The organism is Kurthia sp. FSL E2-0154 (assembly GCF_038003625.1).
Lineage (GTDB): Bacteria > Bacillota > Bacilli > Bacillales_A > Planococcaceae > Kurthia > Kurthia gibsonii.
This window is the reverse complement of record NZ_JBBOPO010000001.1, coordinates 2,561,207-2,583,223: the sequence shown is the minus strand read 5'-3', so window position 1 is coordinate 2,583,223 and position 22,017 is coordinate 2,561,207. Positions and strand designations below refer to the sequence as shown.

Sequence of the window (22,017 nt, the reverse complement as noted above, 5' to 3'; positions counted from 1 at the left end):
GGATTTTATTTGTCTAATTTGTATGGAAATGCCAAAAGTCAAATATATAAATGGGTTATGAATAAGCTGACAGATGAAGATATGTGGGTAGCATTAGGAACAGGATTGTTAAAAATTATTGCCATTACAATTTGTTCAATTATTTTAGTAAATCTCGGAAATCATATGATAAAAAAAGCATTTGATTTACGGATTCACGCACCTACAAAAATGACGCAACAGCGTGAACGTCGATACGAAACGATTTTGAAACTTTTACAAAGCGTTATCACATATGTTGTTTACTTTACTGCAATCTTGGCTATTTTATCTGTTATGCAAGTAAAAGTTGCCGGACTATTGGCAGGGGCTGGTATTGTGGGTTTAGCAGTTGGATTCGGTGCGCAAAGTTTAGTTAAAGATGTTATTACAGGGTTCTTCATTATATTTGAGGATCAATTTGGTGTTGGGGACTTCATTAAAGTTGCTGGAGTACAGGGAACAGTTATCGAAATTGGATTACGCACTACAAAAATTCGTGGAATTGAAGGCGAGATAAATATTATTCCGAATGGCTCCATTTTAGAAGTTGTTAACTGCTCTGTGAATAACTCCGTTGCAATTGTGGATATTAGTGTGGCATACAATGCAGATATCAACAAAGCTGAACGGTTAATTGAAGAATATCTAGACGGTTTAGTGGAACGTTATGAAGATGTCGTGACACGACCTAATTTATTAGGTGTTCAAAATGTGAATGGAGCAGAAATTACATTACGTATGTCAGTCGAAACATTACCAATGCGTCACTTTGCTACAGCTAATTTAATACGTAAAGATATTAAAGAAATTTTTGATGAAAATCATATTGAAATTCCATATCCTAAAATGATGGTTTATGAACGAGATACGACAAAAAATAAAGAGGAGGAAAAATAAGAGTGCAAGCAAAAGTGTATAATTTAAACGACATCGTTGAAATGAAAAAAGCACATCCATGTGGCACAAACGAATGGAAGATTATTCGATTAGGTGCAGACATTCGAATTAAATGCGTTGGATGTCAACATAGCGTGATGATTCCACGTCGCGAATTTGAGAAAAAAATGAAAAAAGTACTTGTACAAGCGAATCCAGAAGACAATTAGACTTTTACGATAGAAGTCACTATAATAAGACGAGTTGAAAATTTGAAAACAAACAAACTGAAGGGTTGTGACATATATGGCTTTAACAGCCGGTATTGTCGGTTTACCAAACGTAGGTAAATCAACATTATTTAATGCAATTACAAAAGCAGGAGCACTTGCTGCAAACTATCCATTCGCAACAATTGATCCAAACGTAGGAATCGTAGAAGTACCTGATGCACGTCTTGATAAATTAACAGAATTAGTTGAACCAAAGAAAACAGTTCCAACTTCTTTTGAATTTACAGACATCGCGGGTATTGTAAAAGGCGCTAGCCAAGGTGAAGGTTTAGGAAATAAATTCCTATCTCATATTCGTGAAGTAGATGCGATTACACAAGTAGTTCGCTGCTTTGAAGATGAGAATATTACACACGTAGCAGGTAAAGTAGATCCAATCAGCGACATCGAAGTAATTAACTTAGAATTAATCCTAGCCGATTTAGAATCTGTGGATAAACGCTACGCAAAAGTAAGTAAATTAGCGAAACAAAAAGATAAAGAATCGATGGAAGAAGCAGCAGTTCTTGAAAAGCTAAAAGATGCTTTTGCGAACGAAATGCCAGCTCGCTCTGTTGAACTAACAGATGAAGAGAAGAAAATTGTAAAAGGTTTAAGCCTACTAACTTTAAAACCTGCTCTTTATGTAGCGAACGTTTCTGAAGATGAAGTATCAGATTCAGAAGAAAATGAGTATGTAAAACAAGTTCGTGAATATGCAGCTAAAGAAGGCGCTGAAGTAATTGTTGTTTGTGCAAAGATTGAAGAAGAAATTGCACAATTAGATGATGAAGAAAAAGCAATGTTCTTAGAAGAATTAGGAATTGAAGAATCAGGTTTAGATCAATTAATTAAAGCAGCATATAGCTTATTAGGTTTAGCTACATACTTTACTGCAGGTGTACAAGAAGTACGTGCTTGGACATTCCGTAAAGGTATGAAAGCACCACAATGTGCTGGTGTTATTCATTCTGATTTTGAGCGTGGATTTATCCGTGCAGAAACTGTATCATTTGATGATTTAGTAGAGTACGGTTCAAAACCAGCAGCAAAAGAGGCTGGACGTTTACGTTTAGAAGGTAAAGAATATGTTGTACAAGACGGTGATGTAATGGAATTCTTATTCAACGTATAAAATAAAGAAAACTCGAAATCAATCGGTTTCGAGTTTTTTTGTATAGAAATGTAGTTTAGGATTCTCAGTATCATCTTGAATATAGTAGGCATCATCTACACGTTTTAATTGTCTGTACATATAAAAATCACCAATTGCACCTACCATAAGCCAAGCACCCACTAATGTAAGTGGTGTGTAATCAAAATAAATGCCGCAAATAGTAGGAGCTACTCCTGTCACCCAAAAAGGTAGTAGAAGTGCTTTTCGCATCGCTTTATTTGGCATTAATTTTGTTGTTGTAGCATAAGCTACACCCATTTGTAAGTTCACGCCAATCTTCAAACTTTTTAAAGGAGCGTGTCCAAATAGTACAAAACCAATGAGATGACAAATTTCATGTAAAAACATAAAGAGTATGTAAAGTAGAATGATAATTAATGTACCGATTAGAAAATTGGTAATCGTAAATGTGAAATTTTGATGGATTACAAATTGAAGAACTAATACAAATAGCGTTAAAATGATTGTCCATTTTGTCATAGGTTTAACGATTTCTTCGATTTTTAATTCAAATTCACCGACTTTTTCGAAATTTCCCATGAAAAATCATCTCCTTTTATTCTTAGTATATTCGATATGAAGTTATTGCACTATGGATATCCCTATGTTACAATTTAACGATGTGAGTAGTATTAAATACTAGCTCCTTGCCTTTACTCAATGAGTCTAGGCCTAAGTCCATAAGGAGGTGCTTAATAATGAGAAAATACGAATTAATGTACATTATTCGTCCAAACATCGAAGAAGAAGCGAAAGCAGCTTTAGTTGAACGTTTCAACACAATCTTAACTTCAAACGGTGCAGAACTTAATGAATCAAAAGATTGGGGTAAACGTCGTTTAGCTTACGAAATCAATGACTTCCGTGAAGGTTTCTACCAAATCATGAAAGTTACTGCTCCAGCTGCGGCAATCGATGAGTATACTCGTTTAGCTAACATCAACGAAGATATCATCCGCCACATCGCTGTTCGCGAAGAAGAAAAGTAATAACATCGATATAAAATAGATAAGGAGGTTGATTTCTGATGATTAACCGTGTTGTATTAGTTGGAAGACTTACAAAAGATCCAGAGCTTCGTTATACGCCATCTGGTGTAGCAGTTGCACGTTTTACACTTGCTGTAAACCGTACATTCTCGAACCAACAAGGCGAAAGACAAGCAGACTTCATTAATATCGTCGTTTGGCGTAAGCAAGCCGAAAACACAGCTAATTTCCTTCGTAAAGGTTCTTTAGCGGGTGTTGAGGGCCGCATCCAAACAGGTAGTTATGATGGTCAAGATGGTAAAAAAGTTTACACAACTGAAGTTGTTGCAGATAGCGTACAGTTCTTAGAACCTCGCAATGCAGGCGGCGGTGCTCCACAAACGAACCAACAATTTGGTGACCAACCATCGTATGGTGGCGGTCAATCGTATAACCAAGCACCACAGCAAAACAATTATCAGCAAAATCAATCACCAAATCAACAAAACTATACACGTGTAGAACAAGATCCATTTGCAATGCCAAATGATCAAGGTAAAGTTGACATCTCAGATGACGATTTACCATTCTAATCGTGTACAAATTTAAACAAGGAGGGGACATATACTATGGCACCACGTAGAGGAGGCCGCAAACGCCGTAAAGTTTGCTATTTCACTGCTAACAACATTAAACACATCGATTACAAAGATGTTGATTTACTAAAAAAATTCATCTCTGAACGAGGAAAAATTCTTCCTCGTCGTGTAACAGGTACAAGTGCGAAATACCAACGTAAATTAACACTTGCTATCAAAACTTCACGCGTAATGGCTTTACTTCCATTCACAACTGATGATAAATAAGTAATTGAAAGAGACTAGGGCATATCGTCCTAGTCTTTTTTTATACGATTTTCTAATATATGTCTTTTGAAAGTAGCCATTTGCTTTTTTGTTTGCAATTGGGAAACATGGTACAATAAACAGATAAAATATTCATGTTGAAACAAAAAAGGAAGATTAAAAATGACGCAAGATCCTAAAGTTCGGCAGCTAACAACAGGTGCAATGATGGCCGCAATGTTTGTACTTTTAACACTGCTAAGTAGTTTACCTGTTATTTCACTTATTTTTACATGGTTTATTCCATTACCGATTATTTTGCACGTGTACCGTTATTCATGGAAAAGTGGATTACTTGTCATTGTAGCGGGTACAATGGTGAACTTCTTAATTGTAGGTATATTAGCAATGTTGATTAGTGCTTTATTTGCTATTATTGGTCTCGCAATCGGTTATACATTGCATAACAAAAGAAGTAAAACAGAAGTGTTTTTAACAACGAGTTTAGCTACGTTGGTAGCGATGGCTGGAATTATTGTTGCTTATATGCAGTTTACAGGTATTAATTTAATTACAGATACATTAAAGCAGTTAAAGTCGGCTGTGTATAAAAATGTGGAATTATCAGAGCAAATGGCTAAATTGACAAATACTAAATCGACATTTACGGATGAAATGGCCGCAAATATTGTGAAAATTTTCACAGATACAATGCCTGCTATGTTATTTTTGTCGACATTTATTTTAGCGTGGTTATTAATCACAATTAATTTCCCTGTTATAAAAAAATTGCGTGTTCCTGTACCAAAGTTTCCGCCAATCAAAGACTTAAGACTACCAAGAATGTTGCTACTCTTTTATTTTGCTATTTTATTAGTGCAATTTATTGTGAAACCTGAAGATGGTACATATTTATATCTTGTTTATGTAAATGCATATTTATTATTGTCGATGTTGTTCTTTTTACAGGGTGTTTCATTTATTCATTTTATGGTAGCACGTTCTGAAATGCCAAAAGCAGTAGCATGGGTTGCAACAATTTTTGCAATTCCATTGAATTCGTTTATCACGTTACTGGGTATAATAGATTTAGGATTTGGACTTCGCGCATTACTAGGCGATAAGAAGACAAAATAGGAGATGAGAACTATGGGTACTCGATTTAGACAAAGACCAATAAGATATCCTCTTTTAATTTTATCGCTGTTGATGATTGTAAGTATTGTGGGTCTTACTGTCTGGCATCCAATTATTGGTACGTTATACGGGATTTTAGTAATCGCTACGACATTTGTTTCTTGGAAGTATGAGAAAAATACGTACGAAGAAACGGAACGTCATATCGCTATGCTAAGTTATCGTTTAGAGAATGTGGGCGAAAAAGCATTGCTTGAAATGCCCATTGGAATTATCTTAATTGATGATGGAACAACGATTGAATGGGCAAATCCACATATTAAAAAGATGATGAACGGTGATGAATTAATTGGTCGTGATTTATCCTTTATATCAGAGGAGCTAATCTCATTAACAGCACATGAAGATTTACATGAAATGAACGCGACAGTGGAAGATCGCCAATATCGCGTATTATTTAAACGAGAAGAAAAATTGCTATATTTCTTTGATATTACAGAGCAAGTTGAAATTGAAGAATTGTATTATGAAGATCGTACAGTTTTAGCTATACTATTTATTGATAACTATGATGAAATTACGCAAAGTATGGATGACCAAACACGTAGTCAGACGAACACATTGATTACATCACTTGTGAATAAGTGGGGATCCTATCACGATATTTATATTAAACGTATTTCGTCAGATCGTTTTATGGCGGTTATGAATGAATCCATTTTATCGAATTTAGAAAAAAAGAAATTTGCAATTTTAGATGATATTCGTGAAATCACTGCTCAGCAAAACTTATCACTTACATTAAGTATTGGTGTAGGCGCTGGCTCACCTTCTTTAACAGAGTTAGGCGAGTTAGCACAATCGAGTTTAGATCTTGCTTTAGGACGTGGTGGAGATCAGGTTGCGATTAAACAACCTGATGGAAAGGTGAAATTCTATGGTGGTAAAACAAACCCTGTAGAAAAACGTACGCGTGTAAGAGCGCGTGTTATCTCACATGCTTTACGTGATTTGATTCAAGATAGTGACCAAGTATTTGTAATGGGGCATAAGATGCCTGATATGGATGCGATTGGTTCATCTATTGGTGTACGAAAGATGGCGGATATGAATAAAGTTGATGGATACGTTGTCATCGATTTTGAACAAATTGATCAAAGCATTAATCGTTTAATGCAAGTTGTTAAAGATAAGTCTGATTTGTACGATCGATTTTTATCACCAGATCAAGTATTGGATAAAATGACAGATAAGTCGCTCGTTGTCATTGTCGATACACATAAGCCGAGTATGACGATTGATGAACGCATTGTAAATCAAGCGAGTAAGGTTGTCGTGATTGACCATCATCGCCGTGGTGAGGAATTTATTGACCGTCCAATGCTTGTATATATGGAGCCATATGCTTCTTCAACAGCAGAACTAATCACAGAATTACTCGAATATCAGCCTAAGAACGATAAAATTTCGATGTTAGAAGCAACAGCACTACTAGCAGGGATCATTGTCGATACGAAATCATTTACGCTTAGAACGGGTGCTAGGACGTTTGAGGCTGCATCATATTTAAGAACAAATGGTGCAGATACTATTTTAGTTCAACGCTTACTAAAAGAAGATTTAAATACGTATTTAGAACGCGCACAAATTGTCAAAACAGCAGAATTTGTGCATAATGGCATTGTGATTGCACATGGTGAAAAAGACCAAGTATATAATTCAGTATTAATTGCACAAACAGCTGATATTTTACTTACGATGAAAGACATTTCAGCGTCCTTTGTTGTCGCACGGAGAAGTGATGGTAAAATAGGTATTAGCGCACGCTCTTTAGGCGAAATTAATGTTCAAATCATTATGGAAGCACTTGGAGGTGGCGGTCATTTAACAAATGCAGCTACACAATTACAAGTGGATACCATCGAAGAAGCAATCGAACGTTTAAAGAAAGCAATTGATGAAACATTAGAGGGGAGTCAAGAATCATGAAAGTAATTTTCTTAAAAGACGTTAAAGGACAAGGTAAAAAAGGTGAGGTAAAAGAAGTATCAGATGGTTACGCACGTAACGTATTATTAAAAAATAAATCAGCTGTAGAAGCTACACCTCAAGCAATGAGCCAATTACAAGGTCAAAAGCGTAAAGAGCAGCAAAATGCAGAAGCAGAATTACAAGCTGCTAAAGATTTAAAAGTAAAAGTAGAAGAATTAACAGTGGAATTAAAATCAAAAACTGGCGAAGGTGGTCGTCTATTTGGTTCAATTACATCAAAACAAATTGCAGATGAGTTAAATAAAAAGCATGGTATTAAAGTAGATAAGCGCAAAATGGATTTACCAGAAGCAATTCGTACATTGGGTGTAACAAAAGTTCCTGTGAAATTACATCCAGAAGTTACAGCAACATTGAAAGTGCATGTAACAGAGCAAAAATAAGGGGAGACAAATATGAATAATGATCCATTAATGGACCGTATTCCACCGCACAATCAAGAAGCTGAGCAATCAGTATTGGGTGCGATCTTCCTTGAACCACAGTCTTTAATTACAGCCTCTGAAACATTATTAGCAGATGATTTTTATCAAGCAGCGCATCGTTTGATTTTTGAAACGATGCTACGCTTGAGCGATTTAGGAAAAGCCATCGATGTCGTAACCGTAACGGAAGAACTTTCAAGCCGTAATCAATTGGACGATGTCGGTGGTATTTCATATATGACGGAATTAGCCAATGCCGTACCGACAGCTGCTAACATCGCGTACTATTCAGAAATCGTTGCCCAAAAATCATTACTGCGTAAGTTAATTCGTACAGCTACAAAAATTGTAGAAGATAGTTTTACAAGAGAAGATGAAGTAGCAGAATTATTAGCTGAAGCTGAAAAGCAAATAATGGAAGTAGCCAATCGTAGTAATTCAGGGGACTTTAAGCATGTAAAAGATGTTCTTGTACAGACGTACGAGAATGTGGAAAAGCTCCAAAATCGTAAAGGAGACATTACGGGTATTCCAACAGGTTTCCGCGACTTAGATCGCTTAACAGCTGGTTTTCAGCGTGGTGATCTCATCATTGTAGCAGCCAGACCATCTGTAGGTAAGACAGCATTTGCCTTGAATGTTGCACAAGCAGTAGGGACGCAAACATCTGAAAATGTAGCCATATTCTCACTAGAGATGGGGGCAGACCAACTTGTTATGCGTATGTTGTGTGCTGAAGGTAATATTGATGCACAAGTATTACGTACAGGTGCATTAACAACAGAAGACTGGCGAAAATTAACGATGGCTATGGGAAGTTTATCGCATGCAGGTATTTATATTGATGATGCAGCTGGTGTCCGTGTAAATGAAATTCGAGCTAAATGTCGGCGCTTAAAACAAGAAAGTGGTCTTGGGATGATCTTAATTGATTATCTTCAGTTAATTCAGGGTAGTGGTTCATCAGGACAAAACCGTCAACAAGAGGTTTCTGAGATTTCACGCTCTCTTAAAGCACTTGCTAGGGAGCTTGAAGTGCCTGTTATTGCTTTATCGCAGTTATCACGTGGTGTAGAGCAACGACAAGATAAACGTCCGATGATGTCTGATTTACGTGAATCTGGTTCGATTGAGCAAGATGCAGATATCGTTGCTTTCTTATATCGTGAAGACTATTATGATAAAGAAACGGAAGATGCCAATACAATTGAGATTATTGTAGCAAAGCAACGTAATGGCCCAACAGATACAGTGAAATTAGCATTTAAAAAAGAATTTAATAAGTTTGTGAGTGTTGATTGGTCTCAAGAATCACCACCAGCGAGTTACTAACATTAAATACGAACATTTTCAATTGTAAAAATGAAATCTGTTCGTATTTTTAATTGACTTTTTAGAAGATGGTTGTTAAAATAACTTTTGTTTTTAATCAGGATACACAAGGTATCTGACGGAGGTGCTGTATAAAATGACATCAGTAGTAGTAGTAGGAACGCAATGGGGAGACGAAGGTAAAGGGAAGATTACAGATTTTCTTTCAAAACAAGCAGATATCATTGCGCGTTTTTCAGGCGGTGACAATGCAGGTCATACAATTCAATTCGAAGGCGAAACGTATAAGCTTCATTTAATTCCATCAGGTATTTTTTATGCAGATAAGCGCTCTGTAATGGGCAATGGAATGGTAATCAATCCAGAATCTTTAGTAAAAGAATTAAAAGGATTACAAGAACGTGGTGTGGATACGTCAAATCTACGTATTTCAAATCGTGCGCACGTCATTTTACCGTACCACATTCATCAAGATAAAGTAGACGAAGCTTCACGTGGCGATGCAAAAATCGGCACAACATGTAAAGGTATTGGGCCATGTTATACAGATAAAGTACAACGTATTGGTATTCGTATTGCAGACTTACTTGATAAGGAAGTATTTGAAGAAAAATTACGTACAAACTTAGAATTGAAAAACCGTTTATTCACGAAATTCTACGAAGTAGAAGGATTAGAGTTTGATGATATTTTTGAAAAATTCTATGCGTATGGTCAAGAGATTGCTCCTTATGTAACAGATACTTCTAAGATCTTAAATGATGTCATGGATGAAGGCGGCAAAGTATTATTTGAAGGTGCTCAAGGTGTACTATTAGATGTAGATCATGGAACATATCCATATGTAACATCTTCAAACCCAGTAGCAGGTGGTGTTACAACAGGTACAGGTGTTGGCCCGGCTTCTATTAATCGTGTAATCGGCGTATCAAAAGCATATACTTCACGTGTAGGTGATGGTCCATTCCCAACTGAACTATTTGATGAAGTAGGGAATCAAATTCGCGAGGTCGGTCGTGAATACGGTACGACAACAGGTCGTCCACGTCGTGTTGGTTGGTTTGATACAGTGGTTGTACGTCACTCGCGTCGTGTTTCAGGTATTACAGATTTAGCACTCAACTCAATTGACGTTTTATCAGGTTTAGATACAGTGAAAATTTGTGTAGCTTATGATTATAATGGTGAACGTATTACAGAATATCCAGCAAACTTACACATTATCGAACAATGCAAACCTATTTATGAAGAACTTCCTGGATGGGACGAAGATATTACAGGTGTTCGTCGTTTAGAAGATTTACCAGAAAATGCACGTAAGTATGTAGAACGTGTAAGTGAATTAACAGGTATTCGAATTGCTACATTCTCAGTAGGTCCTGACCGTGATCAAACAAATGTATTATTAAATATTTGGGACGAGATTTAGTATCATATAAAAAAAGCAGGAATCGCATGAGACGCGGTTCCTGCTTTTTTATACCTACGTATCAAAACGAAGATAACGAATCCCAAATTTAATTCCTGCAAGGGTTAAGACTGTGCCTAAACCTGTATAGAAATACGCGATAAAGGATTCGGGCATTAAATTCATGACACGAATGGTAATACCGAGTGTTATCATAACAGCCATGATAATAAACGATTTTAAATCAAAGAAATACCAAAAATATTGTTTTTCTATCTCATAACCAGCAATTCGGATTGTATGTTTATTAACGAGGCGATTAAAAATCAAAAACCAAAACAAACAAAAGACAATAATTAATAAAATAATATTGAGGACAGTTATATGTCCAACATAAGCAAGTAAACCAATGCGTACAATATTAATTCCTACAATAAGCCATACAAAACAAGCAATGAGAAGTAATGTACGATTCCTAACCATAGGTGGGCCACCTTCCTTAAATGTTTGGAAAATGAAGTTGATTCATGTCGAATAGTATCCTTTTTGATTATTTTTATAACAAAAGTATATGTACAGAAAGTTTCAATTTCTTTACAATACAATTTCAAAATGGGTAGTATTTATAATATATGATAAGTTAGAAGAGTTCATTCTTCTGTATTATAATATTTCCTGGGGAATAAATTACAAAATATTACCTAAAGGTGCGTCAGAATTGAAATCATGTTAGAGTAAACAGAGAGTGAATGTAAATAAAACAGTGTATTTTAGAGAGAAAGGATGAAAGAATTTGGATAAGAAAATCTTAGTAGTGGATGATGAAAAACCGATTGCAGATATATTACAATTTAATTTAACAAAAGAAGGTTACAGTGTAGTAACAGCTTATGATGGTGATGAAGCTTTAGAAAAAGTAGAAGCAGAAAAACCAGATTTAATCTTATTAGACATCATGTTACCAAAACGTGATGGTATGGAAGTAGTGCGTGAGGTACGTAAAAAATACGACACACCAATTATTATGATTACAGCGAAAGACTCTGAAATTGATAAAGTTTTGGGTTTAGAGCTTGGTGCGGATGATTATGTAACGAAGCCGTTTAGTACACGTGAGTTAGTTGCGCGTGTCAAAGCAAATATGCGTCGCCATCAAACAACAGCCACTGTTGAAGAGGAAGAAGAGTCTTCAAATGATATTGTTGTAGGCTCATTAATAATCCAACCAGAAGCTTATTTAGTTTTAAAGAGAGATGAAACAATTGAATTAACACATCGTGAATTTGAATTGTTACATTATTTAGCGAAACATATCGGACAAGTGATGACACGAGAACATTTATTACAAACTGTTTGGGGTTATGACTATTTCGGTGATGTACGAACAGTTGACGTAACAATTCGACGTCTACGTGAAAAAATTGAGGATAATCCAAGTCATCCAGCATGGATTGTAACACGTCGTGGTGTGGGGTACTATTTGAGAAATCCTGAACAGGAGTAATGTTGAATGCAAAAGGTAGGTTTTTTTAAATCTGTACACGCAAAAGTTGTATTGATTTATGTACTTTTAATATTGATTGCCATGCAAATTATGGGGTTATACTTTGCGAATAAATTAGAGGCTACGCTTAAGCACAACTTTACGCATTCCGTAACAGATCGTCTTAAGCTAGTCGAGTTTAGCGTGAAAGAAGAAATGGTTAAGTCACGTGAAGAAAATGATGGGACACTGGAATCCAATTTACGCGACATTCTAGGTGGATTGTCTTCTGGTTCGGGAGATATTAGTGAAATTCGTGTAATCGATTCACATAATCGCATTTTAGCGACTTCAGATAATAACAGTCAATCGATTATTGGCCAACGTTCGGCAGAAAGCGCAGTGACTTCAGCGCTTTCTACATCATCACCAATTGAAAAGATGGCGATTGATAAAAAGACTGATAAACGCGTATGGATTATTGCAAAACCTATTCAATCACAAGGAAAAACAATTGGTGTCATCTATGTTAAAGCCAATATTGAAACGGTATTTGAACAAATGGCTACGATTAATAAGATTCTCGCCGTAGGTACAGCAATTGCTTTATTAATTACAATTATTTTAGGCGTTTTCATCGCTAAGACGATTACAAAACCAATTTCGGATATGCGTAGGCAAGCTGTTGCAATGGCAAAAGGGAATTATTCGAGAAAGGTTAAAGTATACGGGAATGACGAAATTGGTCAGTTGGCTGTATCTTTTAACCATTTAACGAATCGCTTACAAGAGGCGCACTCAACGACTGAAGGTGAGAGAAGGAAGTTAGCATCTGTCTTAACGAATATGACAGATGGTGTAATTGCAACAGATCGTAAAGGGAAAATTATTTTGATTAACGCGCCTGCACAGAAATTACTTGCGACTGAAAATAATGAATTAATGGGGCGACAAATTACAGAGATTCTGGGCTTAGATGAAGAATACACATTTGAAGATTTGATTCATATGCAAGAGGCGGTGAATTTAGATTTCAGCACGCAAGACCGCCCTTATATTTGGCGAGCAAATTTCTCTGTTATTCAAAAAGAGACAGGTTTTGTGAATGGTTTAATTGCTGTATTACATGATATTACAGAACAAGAGAAAATTGAAATGGAACGTCGTGACTTTGTTTCAAATGTATCACATGAGTTACGCACACCACTTACAACGATGCGCAGTTATTTAGAAGCATTGGCAGATGGTGCATGGCGTGATGAAAATATTGCACCAACATTTTTAAATGTGACACGTACAGAAACAGAGCGTATGATTCGTCTGGTTACAGATTTACTACAATTATCTCGTATGGATAGTCGTGAATATGAATTGAATACGGATTTCGTTGATTTTGTTAAATTCTTTGATCGCATTATTAATCGTTTTGAGATGTCGAAATCTAAAGAAGTAGAATTCATTCGTGAACTACCTACTACACCTATTTATGTTGAAATTGATACAGATAAAATCACACAAGTTATTGATAATATTATTTCAAATGCGTTAAAGTATTCGCCAGATGGTGGGTATATTCGGTTTAAGTTAACAAATATTGATGACGAGATTTTAGTCGAAATTAAAGATACGGGTATGGGAATTCCAAAAGAGAATGTTGATCGCATTTTTGACCGCTTCTATCGTGTCGATAAAGCACGTGCGCGCTCTATGGGGGGAACGGGTCTTGGACTAGCCATTTCACGTGAAATGATTAATGCACATGGTGGACGCATCTGGGCTGAATCAGTAGAGGGAAAAGGCACATCTGTATTCTTTACACTACCAAATAATGCAGAAGAGGATGGTGAGTGGGAATAATGAAGTATTTAGAACAAAGTAAAACCGTTGTATTAATTATTCTAGTCGGTCTAAGTATTTTATTAACATTCTCCATTTGGTCATACCATCCAAACTATGAAAAAGTAGAAAAGCCAGAGCCATCAGGTGTACTGATGGACAAAAAACGAACATTACCTGAAATTATTCAGCCTGCTCGTCTATTAATTCGTCAAGAAGGTGACTGGCGTGGAACCATTGATACAGAAGAAATGGCTCCACTATTTACTGAGATGAAGAAATGGCAACTGACGGATATTTCAATTGTTAGTAGTAACTTTAATTTACAAAAATTAAATGATCAACTATTAGTAGATCAACGAATTGTTCTTCAATTCGATGGAGAAGTACCAATGCCTGTATTTCAAAGTTTACTTCCTGTGACAAGTAAGAAAGTACCTGAAATTATTTTCGATCAGGTAATTATCAGTTGGTCTACAGAAGAATCAGATATCCCTAAGAATGAATTAACAATTCTTTTTTCTAATGTAAAACAGAAGCAGTTATACAGAGGAAAAGTGAAAGTGAAAAGTGAGAACGGTTTTAAAAATGATGTGTTAGGATCATTCCAAGATTTAGCATCATATGAACCGATTCAAAGAGATAATGCAAATACATTATTCTTACCAACTCAAACGCAAAAATTAACACAGTATAAATATCTGATTTCAGCGATTAGCATTGAGGATTTTAAAAATGCACTCTTTACGATGCCAGGTATTGTGAAGATGAGTCCAGATTTAGAAGCAGGTATTGATAAATACACTGATGATAAATCGATTATGACAATTGATAAAAATCGCTATCTCGCAACATTTGTAGACGCGACAGCTACAGAGAATCAAGAAAATATTCAAAAGAGTAATTTGATTGCATCAACGTTTAATTTTATTAACTTACACGGTGGATGGACAGGCGATTATCGTTATGCCAAGGTGGACTATAATGCACAAGAAGTAGTGTACCAACTGTATATAGAAAATTTACCAGTGCTAAAAACAGATTTAGGTACCGCTAAAATTGAAGCATTCTGGGGGAATGGTCGCATCTATCGTTACATTCGTCCGACATATAAATTAGCTTATTTACCACAAGAGGAAAATAAGGAGATTAAGCTAATTTCAGGTATTGATGTCGTTCAAAAACTGATGGCAAGTAATGAAATTGACTTCAATAAAATTACTGCACTTCGTGTTGGATTAACAATGAAACAAGATGAAGGGCGCTCATCGATTTATTTATTTGAACCGACATGGTTTTATCGTTTAGATGGTGTATGGTATCCAATTAACCCGAAAGATTCACAAGTAGGAGGTGATACAGATGGATTGGAGTAAAACAAAAACCATCTTTATCATCGTATTCTCTATTTTGAATGTATTCTTATACTCGGTGTATATTAATAATTACAATGAAGAACAAGAGTTAGAAATACTTGGTGAATCCAATATTGAGAGTGATTTAAAAAATGCGAATATCTCAGTAGGGAATTTACCTGTTTCGACGGAGAAAGTAACATATGTATCAGGAAAAATTAATACCTTTGATAATTTTGATTTTGATCAAGTGACGAAAAATCAAATTATTACAGTAAGTGACAATATGATTATTGAAGGAACAATGAAAAAACCAGAAAAACTAGAAGCGCTAAATGAAAAAACACTCACTGAATTCTTAAAAAGGACGGTTTTCAAAGGTGAAGAATATCGACTATGGCAGATTGATAAATCGGCACGCGAAGCGACATTCTTCCAAGTGATGAACGATAAAATGATCTTTTATAATCAAAGTGCGACCATTAAAGTTTATTGGTCTGAAAAAGAAGAGATTACAAAGTATGAGCAAACGATGTTTGGTTCTTTAAAAGCTGTTGGTGAGAAAAGTATGTTGATTAAACCAATTCAAGCGATTAAAACTATTTTTGAAAAAGGCTATTTAAAAGACCATACAACTATTTCATTTGTAAATTTGGGCTATTCAACATTAGTTCCATTAACAGAAACGCAAGTATTGTCTCCAACATGGCATATTCGTGCTATGGTACCAGATGAAAATGGACGTAAAAAACAACAGGACTTTTTTGTGAATGCAGTAGATAATCAAATATTAGATATTGAAAAAAATATTCAATTCAAAAATAAAGCAGCTACGGATGTAGAATATAAAGAGAGAGTTCGCTCAAATGTAGATGCAAAGCAATCTGAATTAAGTAAGTAAGGAGTCTTTCACATGAAGTTTAGTGTATTGGCGAGTGGTAGTACGGGTAATGCTGTCTATGTTGAAAGTGGCGATCAAGCTTTCATCGTAGATGCAGGGCTGACAGGTAAAAAGATGGAGCAGCTATTTGCCAAAATTGATCGCGATATTAAAAAATTATCAGGTATTCTTGTCACACATGAACATTCAGACCATATCAAAGGTGTTGGGGTATTAGCACGTAAATATAATGTGCCGGTCTTTGCGAATGAGAAGACGTGGCAAGCGATGACACCATCTGTTGGGAATATTCCATTAGACCAGCGTTTTCAATTCAATATGGAGACGGTTCAGGCTTTTGGAACATTAGAGATTGAATCGTTTGGTGTGTCACATGATGCCGCAGATCCGATGTTTTATACATTCCATGAGAATGGTCGTAAGTTAGCAGTGATTACGGATACAGGCTACGTGAGTGACCGTATGAAGGGGATTATACGCGGAGCAGATGCATTCGTATTCGAAAGTAACCATGATGTGAATATGTTGCAGATGGGCTCATACCCGTGGTCTACAAAACGTCGTATTTTAAGCGATGTGGGGCATGTGAGTAATGAAGATGCGGCAATTGCAATGAGTGATGTGGTATTTGAAAAAGATACGCACATTTACTTATCGCATCTAAGTAAAGATAACAATATGAAAGATTTAGCAAGACTTAGTGTGGCACAAACGCTGCAATCTGTTGGCATCATGCCAGGTGAATTTATTCATCTACATGATACGGATGCAGAAGAGCCAACAAAGTTAGTACGTGTTTAATCGAAGAGAGAACCATCGTAATCTGCGATTGTTCTTTTTATATTTTGAAGAGATAGTTTTTATCTATTCGAGAAGGGGAATAAATGAGATATCATGAAATTTTGAGGGTATTTTAAAGCAATTTTCATCTAATTTTCATGTTTGGCAGGTATAGTAAAGATAACAAAAGAATAGAGGAGGCAAACAAATGGGATACTATGATGATACAGAACATGGAAGAAGGCAACAAAAAAAGGGAAGTAAAGTAGGCTACTTTTTCACGGGTTTAATCGGTGTAATTGTCGGTGCATTACTTGTCTGGTTGATTGTACCTTCTATCTCGAATACAGGAAGTAATAATACAACGAATCCTGTAAAAACAGAACAACTATCCACAGAAGTAACGACAGATGTCACAAAAGCTGTTGATAAGACGAAGGATGCAGTTGTTGGGATTACAAATATTCAAAAACGCCAAACAGCGAATGATATCTTCGGTGGTGCATTTGGTGGAAGCACAGATAACCGTGATTCAAGCACAACAGAAGAATCGGGCAGTGGTTCAGGGGTTATTTATAAAAAAGCGAACGGTAAAGCGTACATCGTAACGAATAATCACGTTGTAGAAGATGCAGATCGTTTAGAAGTAACATTACCAAACAATAAAAAAGTAGAAGCAAAATTAGTTGGTACAGATCAATGGACAGACTTAGCTGTTATCTCAATGGATGAAAAATATGCCACAACAGTAGCGAAATTCGGTGATTCGGATAAACTAAAACAAGGGGAAACAGTGATTGCGATTGGTAACCCACTTGGTTTAGATTTATACGGCTCTGTAACAACAGGTGTTGTCTCAGGTACAGAACGAACAGTACCAATGGATATTAATGGTGATGGTAATGCAGACTGGAATGCGGAAGTATTACAAACAGATGCAGCGATTAACCCAGGTAACTCAGGTGGTGCGTTAATCAATCTAGCAGGACAAGTAATTGGTATTAACTCAATGAAGATTTCACAATCTACAGTTGAAGGTTTAGGATTCTCCATTCCAAGTAACACAGTAATTCCAATCATCAGTGAGTTGGAAGAGAAAGGTAAAGTACAAAGACCGGCGATGGGCGTATCGTTAATCGACTTAACAGAAGTACCTGCATTCTATCAAAAAGAAACATTAAAATTGCCTGAAGATGTGACAGAAGGCGTTGTCATGGCACAAGTTGAAAATGGTTCAGCTGCTGAAAAAGCAGGTATTAAACAATACGATGTAATTGTTGAGATGGATGGACAAAAAGTCGGTAACTCGGTTGAATTACGTAAAATTCTATACAGTAAAAAAGTGGGCGATTCAGTTACAGTGAAAGCTTATCAAGATGGTAAACTTGTAACGAAAACGATGAAACTAACAAGTACGATTTCTAAGTAATGTGGATAACTTCAAAAGAGATTGTCGTGGAAAGTGTGGATACACTTTGCGACAGTCTTTTTTGTTTGTTACAATGATGTGTGGATAAAAAATGTGAATTGTGTATAACTTTTTATAAATTCTGAAAATAGAAAGGATGTTAGATCATGGAGATTAAATGCTGTGAAAACCATACAGGACATGCGATTGACGTATTCCTAGAAAAGGAAAAAGATTTTCCAATTTTAAATAAGCTAGAAGAAAGCGAACAGTTGTCCACATCATGTGCATACTGTGAAGCCCCAGCAGAATATGTTGTAGGGAACAAATAATCCCCTACAAGATATAGGGTGTTTTGTGGATATGTGTATAAGTTTTGTGGATAACTCACTAACAAATAAAGGAAAAGAGTGACGAATACGTGGGGATTAGTATCATTTCAGTTGGAAAATTAAAAGAAAAGTATTTGAAGTTGGGCATTGATGAATATGCGAAACGTCTTGGTAGTTATACGAAGTTAGACTTAATTGAAGTAGCGGACGAAAAAGCACCTGAACAATTAAGTGAAGCAGAAATGGAGATTGTGAAGAAAAAAGAAGCAGAACGCATCTTAGCCAAAGTCCCACAAGATGCTTACGTATTTGCACTCGCAATTGACGGGAAGCAACGTACATCTGAAGAGATGTCAAAAGAGATTGAGAACCTCTTAACCTATGGACAAAGCAAAATCATCTTCATCATTGGCGGATCACTCGGACTACATGACGACGTACTCAAACGCGCCGACACCAAAATCTCGTTCGGCAAAATGACACTCCCTCACCAACTCATGAAACTCGTCCTGACCGAACAGATCTACCGCAGCTTTCGAATTATGAAAGGTGAACCGTATCACAAGTAAGTGCTATTTTAATAAACCATCAATTACAGTAGTTTTATTGTAGCTGGTGGTTTATTTTTGTTAGCTAGAGAATGAAAATCTGTAGGGTTCCAGCATTTATTCCAATACAACTTGCTAAGCTTAAAAAACCGCACTTACTGTCATCACAAGTAAGTGCGGTTCTTGAGTTTCTTAATTATATATCAATCAATCATTCTACTTTACCATTCTTTTGGTTCATAGTTTAATTCTCTAAATAATTGAGTTCGCTCTTTTTTAGATAAATCTCTCCATTGTCCAGGAGGAAGTTTGCCTAATTCAATGTTCATGATGCGAATTCTTTGTAATCGGTAAACTTCGTAGCCTAATTCAGCGCACATACGGCGAATTTGACGATTTAATCCCTGTGTTAAAATGATTTTAAAATCATATTTTGATAGTTGAACGACTTCACATGGAAGGGTTGTTGTGCCTAATATTTTGACACCTTCCGACATCTTCTTCAAGAATTCAGGCGTAATGGGTCTATCTACTGAAACGATATATTCTTTTTCATGTCTATTTTCAGAACGCAGAATTTCGTTTACAATGTCGCCATCGTTCGTCATAAGTATTAAGCCTTCTGAATCTTTATCCAGACGTCCAATATTAAATATTCTTAATGGATGATTGACTAAATCAACAATATTTCCCTTTACCCCTTTTTCTGTTGTACTCGTAATACCTACAGGTTTATTTAAGGCAATATAGACATTATTTCGTGCCACTCGGACAATATTTCCATCTACTTCAACTTCATCCCCAGGTTCAACTTGGCTACCTATAGTTGCACGTTTACCATTAATTTTAACTCGGCCTTCGGTAATTAATTTATCAGCGCCTCGTCTAGAAGTCTTCCCAGATTCACTTATATATTTATTAATACGCATGTTGCCACATCCTTATTCATGGATTGTTTTATTAAATATTAACTATACTTTATTTTAAGGATAAATTACATACTATTGTGTAGGTCAAACAAGTTAAAATTTGTGGGTAATTGAATTATGGATTGTCATCATAGGTTATCTTTTTTATATAGAGAAAGGGATATAAAAGGGAATGGAAGGGGACTATTACTTTCTTATTGTTGTAGTTGGTAGTTTATTTTTTGATAAGAAACAGGAGTAGGTTATTTAAAGTTAATATTACGAAGAAAAAAAACTAAGGTCGATTTTCTAAAAAAGAAAATCGACCTTTACAAATCGCCTGCGGATTTTTTCATGTACTTTATTATATGTTTAAAATGTACTTGAATGCAAGTTTTCTTACTTTAATAAAATAAGCTTACAGAAAAAAGCATATATAGAATTAAGTTGATTGTGTTTTATCACTAGCGTCGCATAAATTTTGACGCAATTTTCTGTCTTCTTGTTTTTCCATTTCAGATGAAAAACGAAGACACTGGAACAGAGGTAGTAATCATCCATTTTTTTACTATAACCTGTGACGCGTGCGACAATAATGGTTTAAACCTTATGGAACGGCTTTTCCTGCGATTTTACGAATCCACAGATGAGCTGATTTCCAAGGTGCTGCTTTCAATAAACGACTAATCTTCAAGTACGTTTTTGAGCTATTCGTGTTCAACTGTGCCAGCACATGTAGACAATACACGATCATCACGATGTACACCTGGTTATGCACGCCTTGTTCGCTCTGCGTGTAGAACTTTTTGATGTTCATGTGCTGCTTCAACCATTTGAAAAATAACTCGATTGCCCAGCGCGATTTGTACAATTCAGCGATATCATCGGCGCTTACATCAAATCGATTCGTAATTAGATGCAGTTCGTTACCTTTTGAATCGAGCACTTTGATGAGGCGAAAGACGTTTTCTGCACGATTTTGTGTGGTGCCAATCAACATCATCTCATCAGATAATACAGTTGAATCATTTGGTAGTTCAAACGGCTCGATAACTCGAGTGACAGCGTTTTTTCGTAAGCGTGAGACAAAGAAATAGCCGTCATCTGTCATGCGGTCAAATCGCTCATAATCTAAGTAACCACGGTCAAAAACGCACATGCATTCTTTGTCGTCAACGAGTACCTCTAGCTGGCCACGATCGTGTTCTTTCGCATTTGTCAGCACCGCATTATCAGGATAGGAACAGCCTTTTTCTGCGTAAACAAGGCGCAAATGAAGCTTGATACCTGATTTTGTTTTGCGAAACTCCGCCCATTTGTGATTATTCAAATTGAGTGGCAACGTACTCGAATCAATGATTTTCAGCGGTGTTGTCGTTTTCCGGCGATGCTCATATTGAGATTTCTCATGAATCTGAGCGACTAAATCCAGAAAAACTTGCTGGAACACGTCTGTTGGAATTTGATTTAATCGGCGACCTAATTGCGAAAAGCTAATCGATTCTAAATCCGTTGCTTTTTGAAGGTCGTCTGAAAACAATGTCTCACTGACAGCACGTAAACTTTCGATTTCGTTGAGTTGTGCAAATACGAGTAATTTCAAGAATGAAGTGATGTGTAGCTTCTTTGTATAGTAATTTAAATGATGGGTTTCCACTAATTTTTCTAATTTCTTTGAAGAAATCGGTGTAAACCATTGTTCAAATGATGTTTTTCGTGTAAACTTATCCATGCTTATGGTCCTTTGTATTGGATTTGGATGGTTTACTACCGCTCAACCAGTATAAAGGATTTTTTTATGCTTGGATTATATTACAGAAAATTCAGTTTAGTTAATCGTGTTGCATTATTTTAATGCGACGCTAGTGACGAAAACTAAAAAAATGATAGTATGATTGATTTTTGTAAGAAATATATCTATATCATACTGATAAATCAAAAAAATAATATATA

The 22,017-nt window shown here is 35.9% G+C and carries 23 protein-coding genes; 19 read left to right on the top strand and 4 right to left on the bottom strand.

Features of this window, described 5'->3' with window-relative positions:
• Positions 1-9: 9 nt before the first annotated feature.
• The 3 genes from MHB75_RS12890 (at position 10) to ychF (ending at position 2,304) form a co-directional block, all read left to right on the top strand.
• Entirely contained in the window at positions 10-918 is a 909-nt protein-coding gene (locus MHB75_RS12890) for a mechanosensitive ion channel family protein (protein ID WP_340998150.1), read from the top strand.
• Between the two features lie 2 nt (positions 919-920).
• A complete protein-coding gene (locus MHB75_RS12885) occupies positions 921-1,127 on the top strand; it encodes a DUF951 domain-containing protein (protein WP_141272262.1) in 207 nt (68 codons plus the stop codon).
• A gap of 76 nt (positions 1,128-1,203) precedes the next feature.
• Entirely contained in the window at positions 1,204-2,304 is a 1,101-nt protein-coding gene (gene ychF, locus MHB75_RS12880) for a redox-regulated ATPase YchF (protein ID WP_068456893.1), read from the top strand.
• Positions 2,305-2,322: 18 nt separating this feature from the next.
• On the opposite strand, the gene MHB75_RS12875 is transcribed toward ychF, so the two are convergent.
• The gene (locus MHB75_RS12875; protein WP_340998148.1) at positions 2,323-2,886 is read right to left on the bottom strand and encodes a DUF3267 domain-containing protein; all 564 of its coding nucleotides are present in this window, start codon (positions 2,884-2,886) and stop codon (positions 2,323-2,325) included.
• Positions 2,887-3,044: 158 nt separating this feature from the next.
• Between MHB75_RS12875 and rpsF the strand changes: the two genes are divergently transcribed.
• The 8 genes from rpsF to MHB75_RS12835 all read left to right on the top strand — a co-directional run bounded on the left by rpsF (position 3,045) and on the right by MHB75_RS12835 (position 10,534).
• Positions 3,045-3,335 carry a 30S ribosomal protein S6 gene (gene rpsF / locus MHB75_RS12870; RefSeq protein ID WP_068456899.1) on the top strand — a complete coding sequence of 97 codons (291 nt, stop codon included), beginning with the start codon at positions 3,045-3,047 and terminating at the stop codon, positions 3,333-3,335.
• 38 nt (positions 3,336-3,373) lie between these two features.
• The gene (ssb, locus tag MHB75_RS12865) at positions 3,374-3,907 is read left to right on the top strand and encodes a single-stranded DNA-binding protein (RefSeq protein WP_068456903.1); all 534 of its coding nucleotides are present in this window, start codon (positions 3,374-3,376) and stop codon (positions 3,905-3,907) included.
• A gap of 36 nt (positions 3,908-3,943) precedes the next feature.
• The gene (rpsR, locus tag MHB75_RS12860; RefSeq protein ID WP_068456906.1) at positions 3,944-4,180 is read left to right on the top strand and encodes a 30S ribosomal protein S18; all 237 of its coding nucleotides are present in this window, start codon (positions 3,944-3,946) and stop codon (positions 4,178-4,180) included.
• Between the two features lie 162 nt (positions 4,181-4,342).
• Entirely contained in the window at positions 4,343-5,296 is a 954-nt protein-coding gene (locus MHB75_RS12855; protein ID WP_340998146.1) for a YybS family protein, read from the top strand.
• A 12-nt stretch (positions 5,297-5,308) separates the two neighbouring features.
• Positions 5,309-7,285, top strand: coding sequence for a DHH family phosphoesterase (locus MHB75_RS12850; protein WP_340998144.1), 1,977 nt, complete (start codon positions 5,309-5,311; stop codon positions 7,283-7,285).
• Positions 7,282-7,731: a 50S ribosomal protein L9 gene (rplI, locus tag MHB75_RS12845; protein ID WP_141272271.1), complete on the top strand. Its 450-nt coding sequence runs from the start codon at positions 7,282-7,284 to the stop codon at positions 7,729-7,731. Before MHB75_RS12850 ends, rplI begins: the two co-directional genes overlap by 4 nt.
• Before the next feature lie 12 nt (positions 7,732-7,743).
• Entirely contained in the window at positions 7,744-9,105 is a 1,362-nt protein-coding gene (gene dnaB, locus MHB75_RS12840; RefSeq protein WP_141272273.1) for a replicative DNA helicase, read from the top strand.
• A gap of 136 nt (positions 9,106-9,241) precedes the next feature.
• A complete protein-coding gene (locus tag MHB75_RS12835; protein WP_141272275.1) occupies positions 9,242-10,534 on the top strand; it encodes an adenylosuccinate synthase in 1,293 nt (430 codons plus the stop codon).
• A gap of 54 nt (positions 10,535-10,588) precedes the next feature.
• Here the strand turns inward: MHB75_RS12835 and MHB75_RS12830 are convergent, their stop codons facing one another.
• Complete coding sequence (locus MHB75_RS12830; RefSeq protein WP_340998142.1) at positions 10,589-10,996, bottom strand: hypothetical protein; 408 nt, start codon at positions 10,994-10,996, stop codon at positions 10,589-10,591.
• A 310-nt stretch (positions 10,997-11,306) separates the two neighbouring features.
• On the opposite strand from MHB75_RS12830, the gene yycF reads away from it, so the two are divergent.
• The 8 genes from yycF (at position 11,307) to rlmH (ending at position 19,177) form a co-directional block, all read left to right on the top strand.
• On the top strand, positions 11,307-12,017 hold the full coding sequence (gene yycF, locus MHB75_RS12825) for a response regulator YycF (protein WP_141272279.1): 711 nt from the start codon (positions 11,307-11,309) through the stop codon (positions 12,015-12,017).
• A 6-nt stretch (positions 12,018-12,023) separates the two neighbouring features.
• Complete coding sequence (walK, locus tag MHB75_RS12820) at positions 12,024-13,853, top strand: cell wall metabolism sensor histidine kinase WalK (protein WP_340998139.1); 1,830 nt, start codon at positions 12,024-12,026, stop codon at positions 13,851-13,853.
• On the top strand, positions 13,853-15,208 hold the full coding sequence (locus tag MHB75_RS12815; protein WP_255314690.1) for a YycH family regulatory protein: 1,356 nt from the start codon (positions 13,853-13,855) through the stop codon (positions 15,206-15,208). Before walK ends, MHB75_RS12815 begins: the two co-directional genes overlap by 1 nt.
• Entirely contained in the window at positions 15,195-16,088 is an 894-nt protein-coding gene (locus MHB75_RS12810; protein ID WP_141272285.1) for a two-component system regulatory protein YycI, read from the top strand. Before MHB75_RS12815 ends, MHB75_RS12810 begins: the two co-directional genes overlap by 14 nt.
• A gap of 12 nt (positions 16,089-16,100) precedes the next feature.
• The gene (locus MHB75_RS12805) at positions 16,101-16,889 is read left to right on the top strand and encodes an MBL fold metallo-hydrolase (RefSeq protein ID WP_141272287.1); all 789 of its coding nucleotides are present in this window, start codon (positions 16,101-16,103) and stop codon (positions 16,887-16,889) included.
• 187 nt (positions 16,890-17,076) lie between these two features.
• Positions 17,077-18,297, top strand: a complete 1,221-nt coding sequence (locus tag MHB75_RS12800; protein WP_340998136.1) for a S1C family serine protease — start codon at positions 17,077-17,079, stop codon at positions 18,295-18,297.
• A 146-nt stretch (positions 18,298-18,443) separates the two neighbouring features.
• The gene (locus MHB75_RS12795) at positions 18,444-18,608 is read left to right on the top strand and encodes a CxxH/CxxC protein (protein ID WP_082701495.1); all 165 of its coding nucleotides are present in this window, start codon (positions 18,444-18,446) and stop codon (positions 18,606-18,608) included.
• Between the two features lie 89 nt (positions 18,609-18,697).
• The gene (rlmH, locus tag MHB75_RS12790; RefSeq protein WP_087682057.1) at positions 18,698-19,177 is read left to right on the top strand and encodes a 23S rRNA (pseudouridine(1915)-N(3))-methyltransferase RlmH; all 480 of its coding nucleotides are present in this window, start codon (positions 18,698-18,700) and stop codon (positions 19,175-19,177) included.
• A 200-nt stretch (positions 19,178-19,377) separates the two neighbouring features.
• Here rlmH and rluF read toward each other — a convergent pair whose 3' ends face one another.
• A complete protein-coding gene (gene rluF / locus MHB75_RS12785; RefSeq protein WP_068456946.1) occupies positions 19,378-20,085 on the bottom strand; it encodes a 23S rRNA pseudouridine(2604) synthase RluF in 708 nt (235 codons plus the stop codon).
• A gap of 586 nt (positions 20,086-20,671) precedes the next feature.
• Entirely contained in the window at positions 20,672-21,796 is a 1,125-nt protein-coding gene (locus MHB75_RS12780) for an IS4 family transposase (protein WP_340998131.1), read from the bottom strand.
• Positions 21,797-22,017 lie beyond the last annotated feature (221 nt).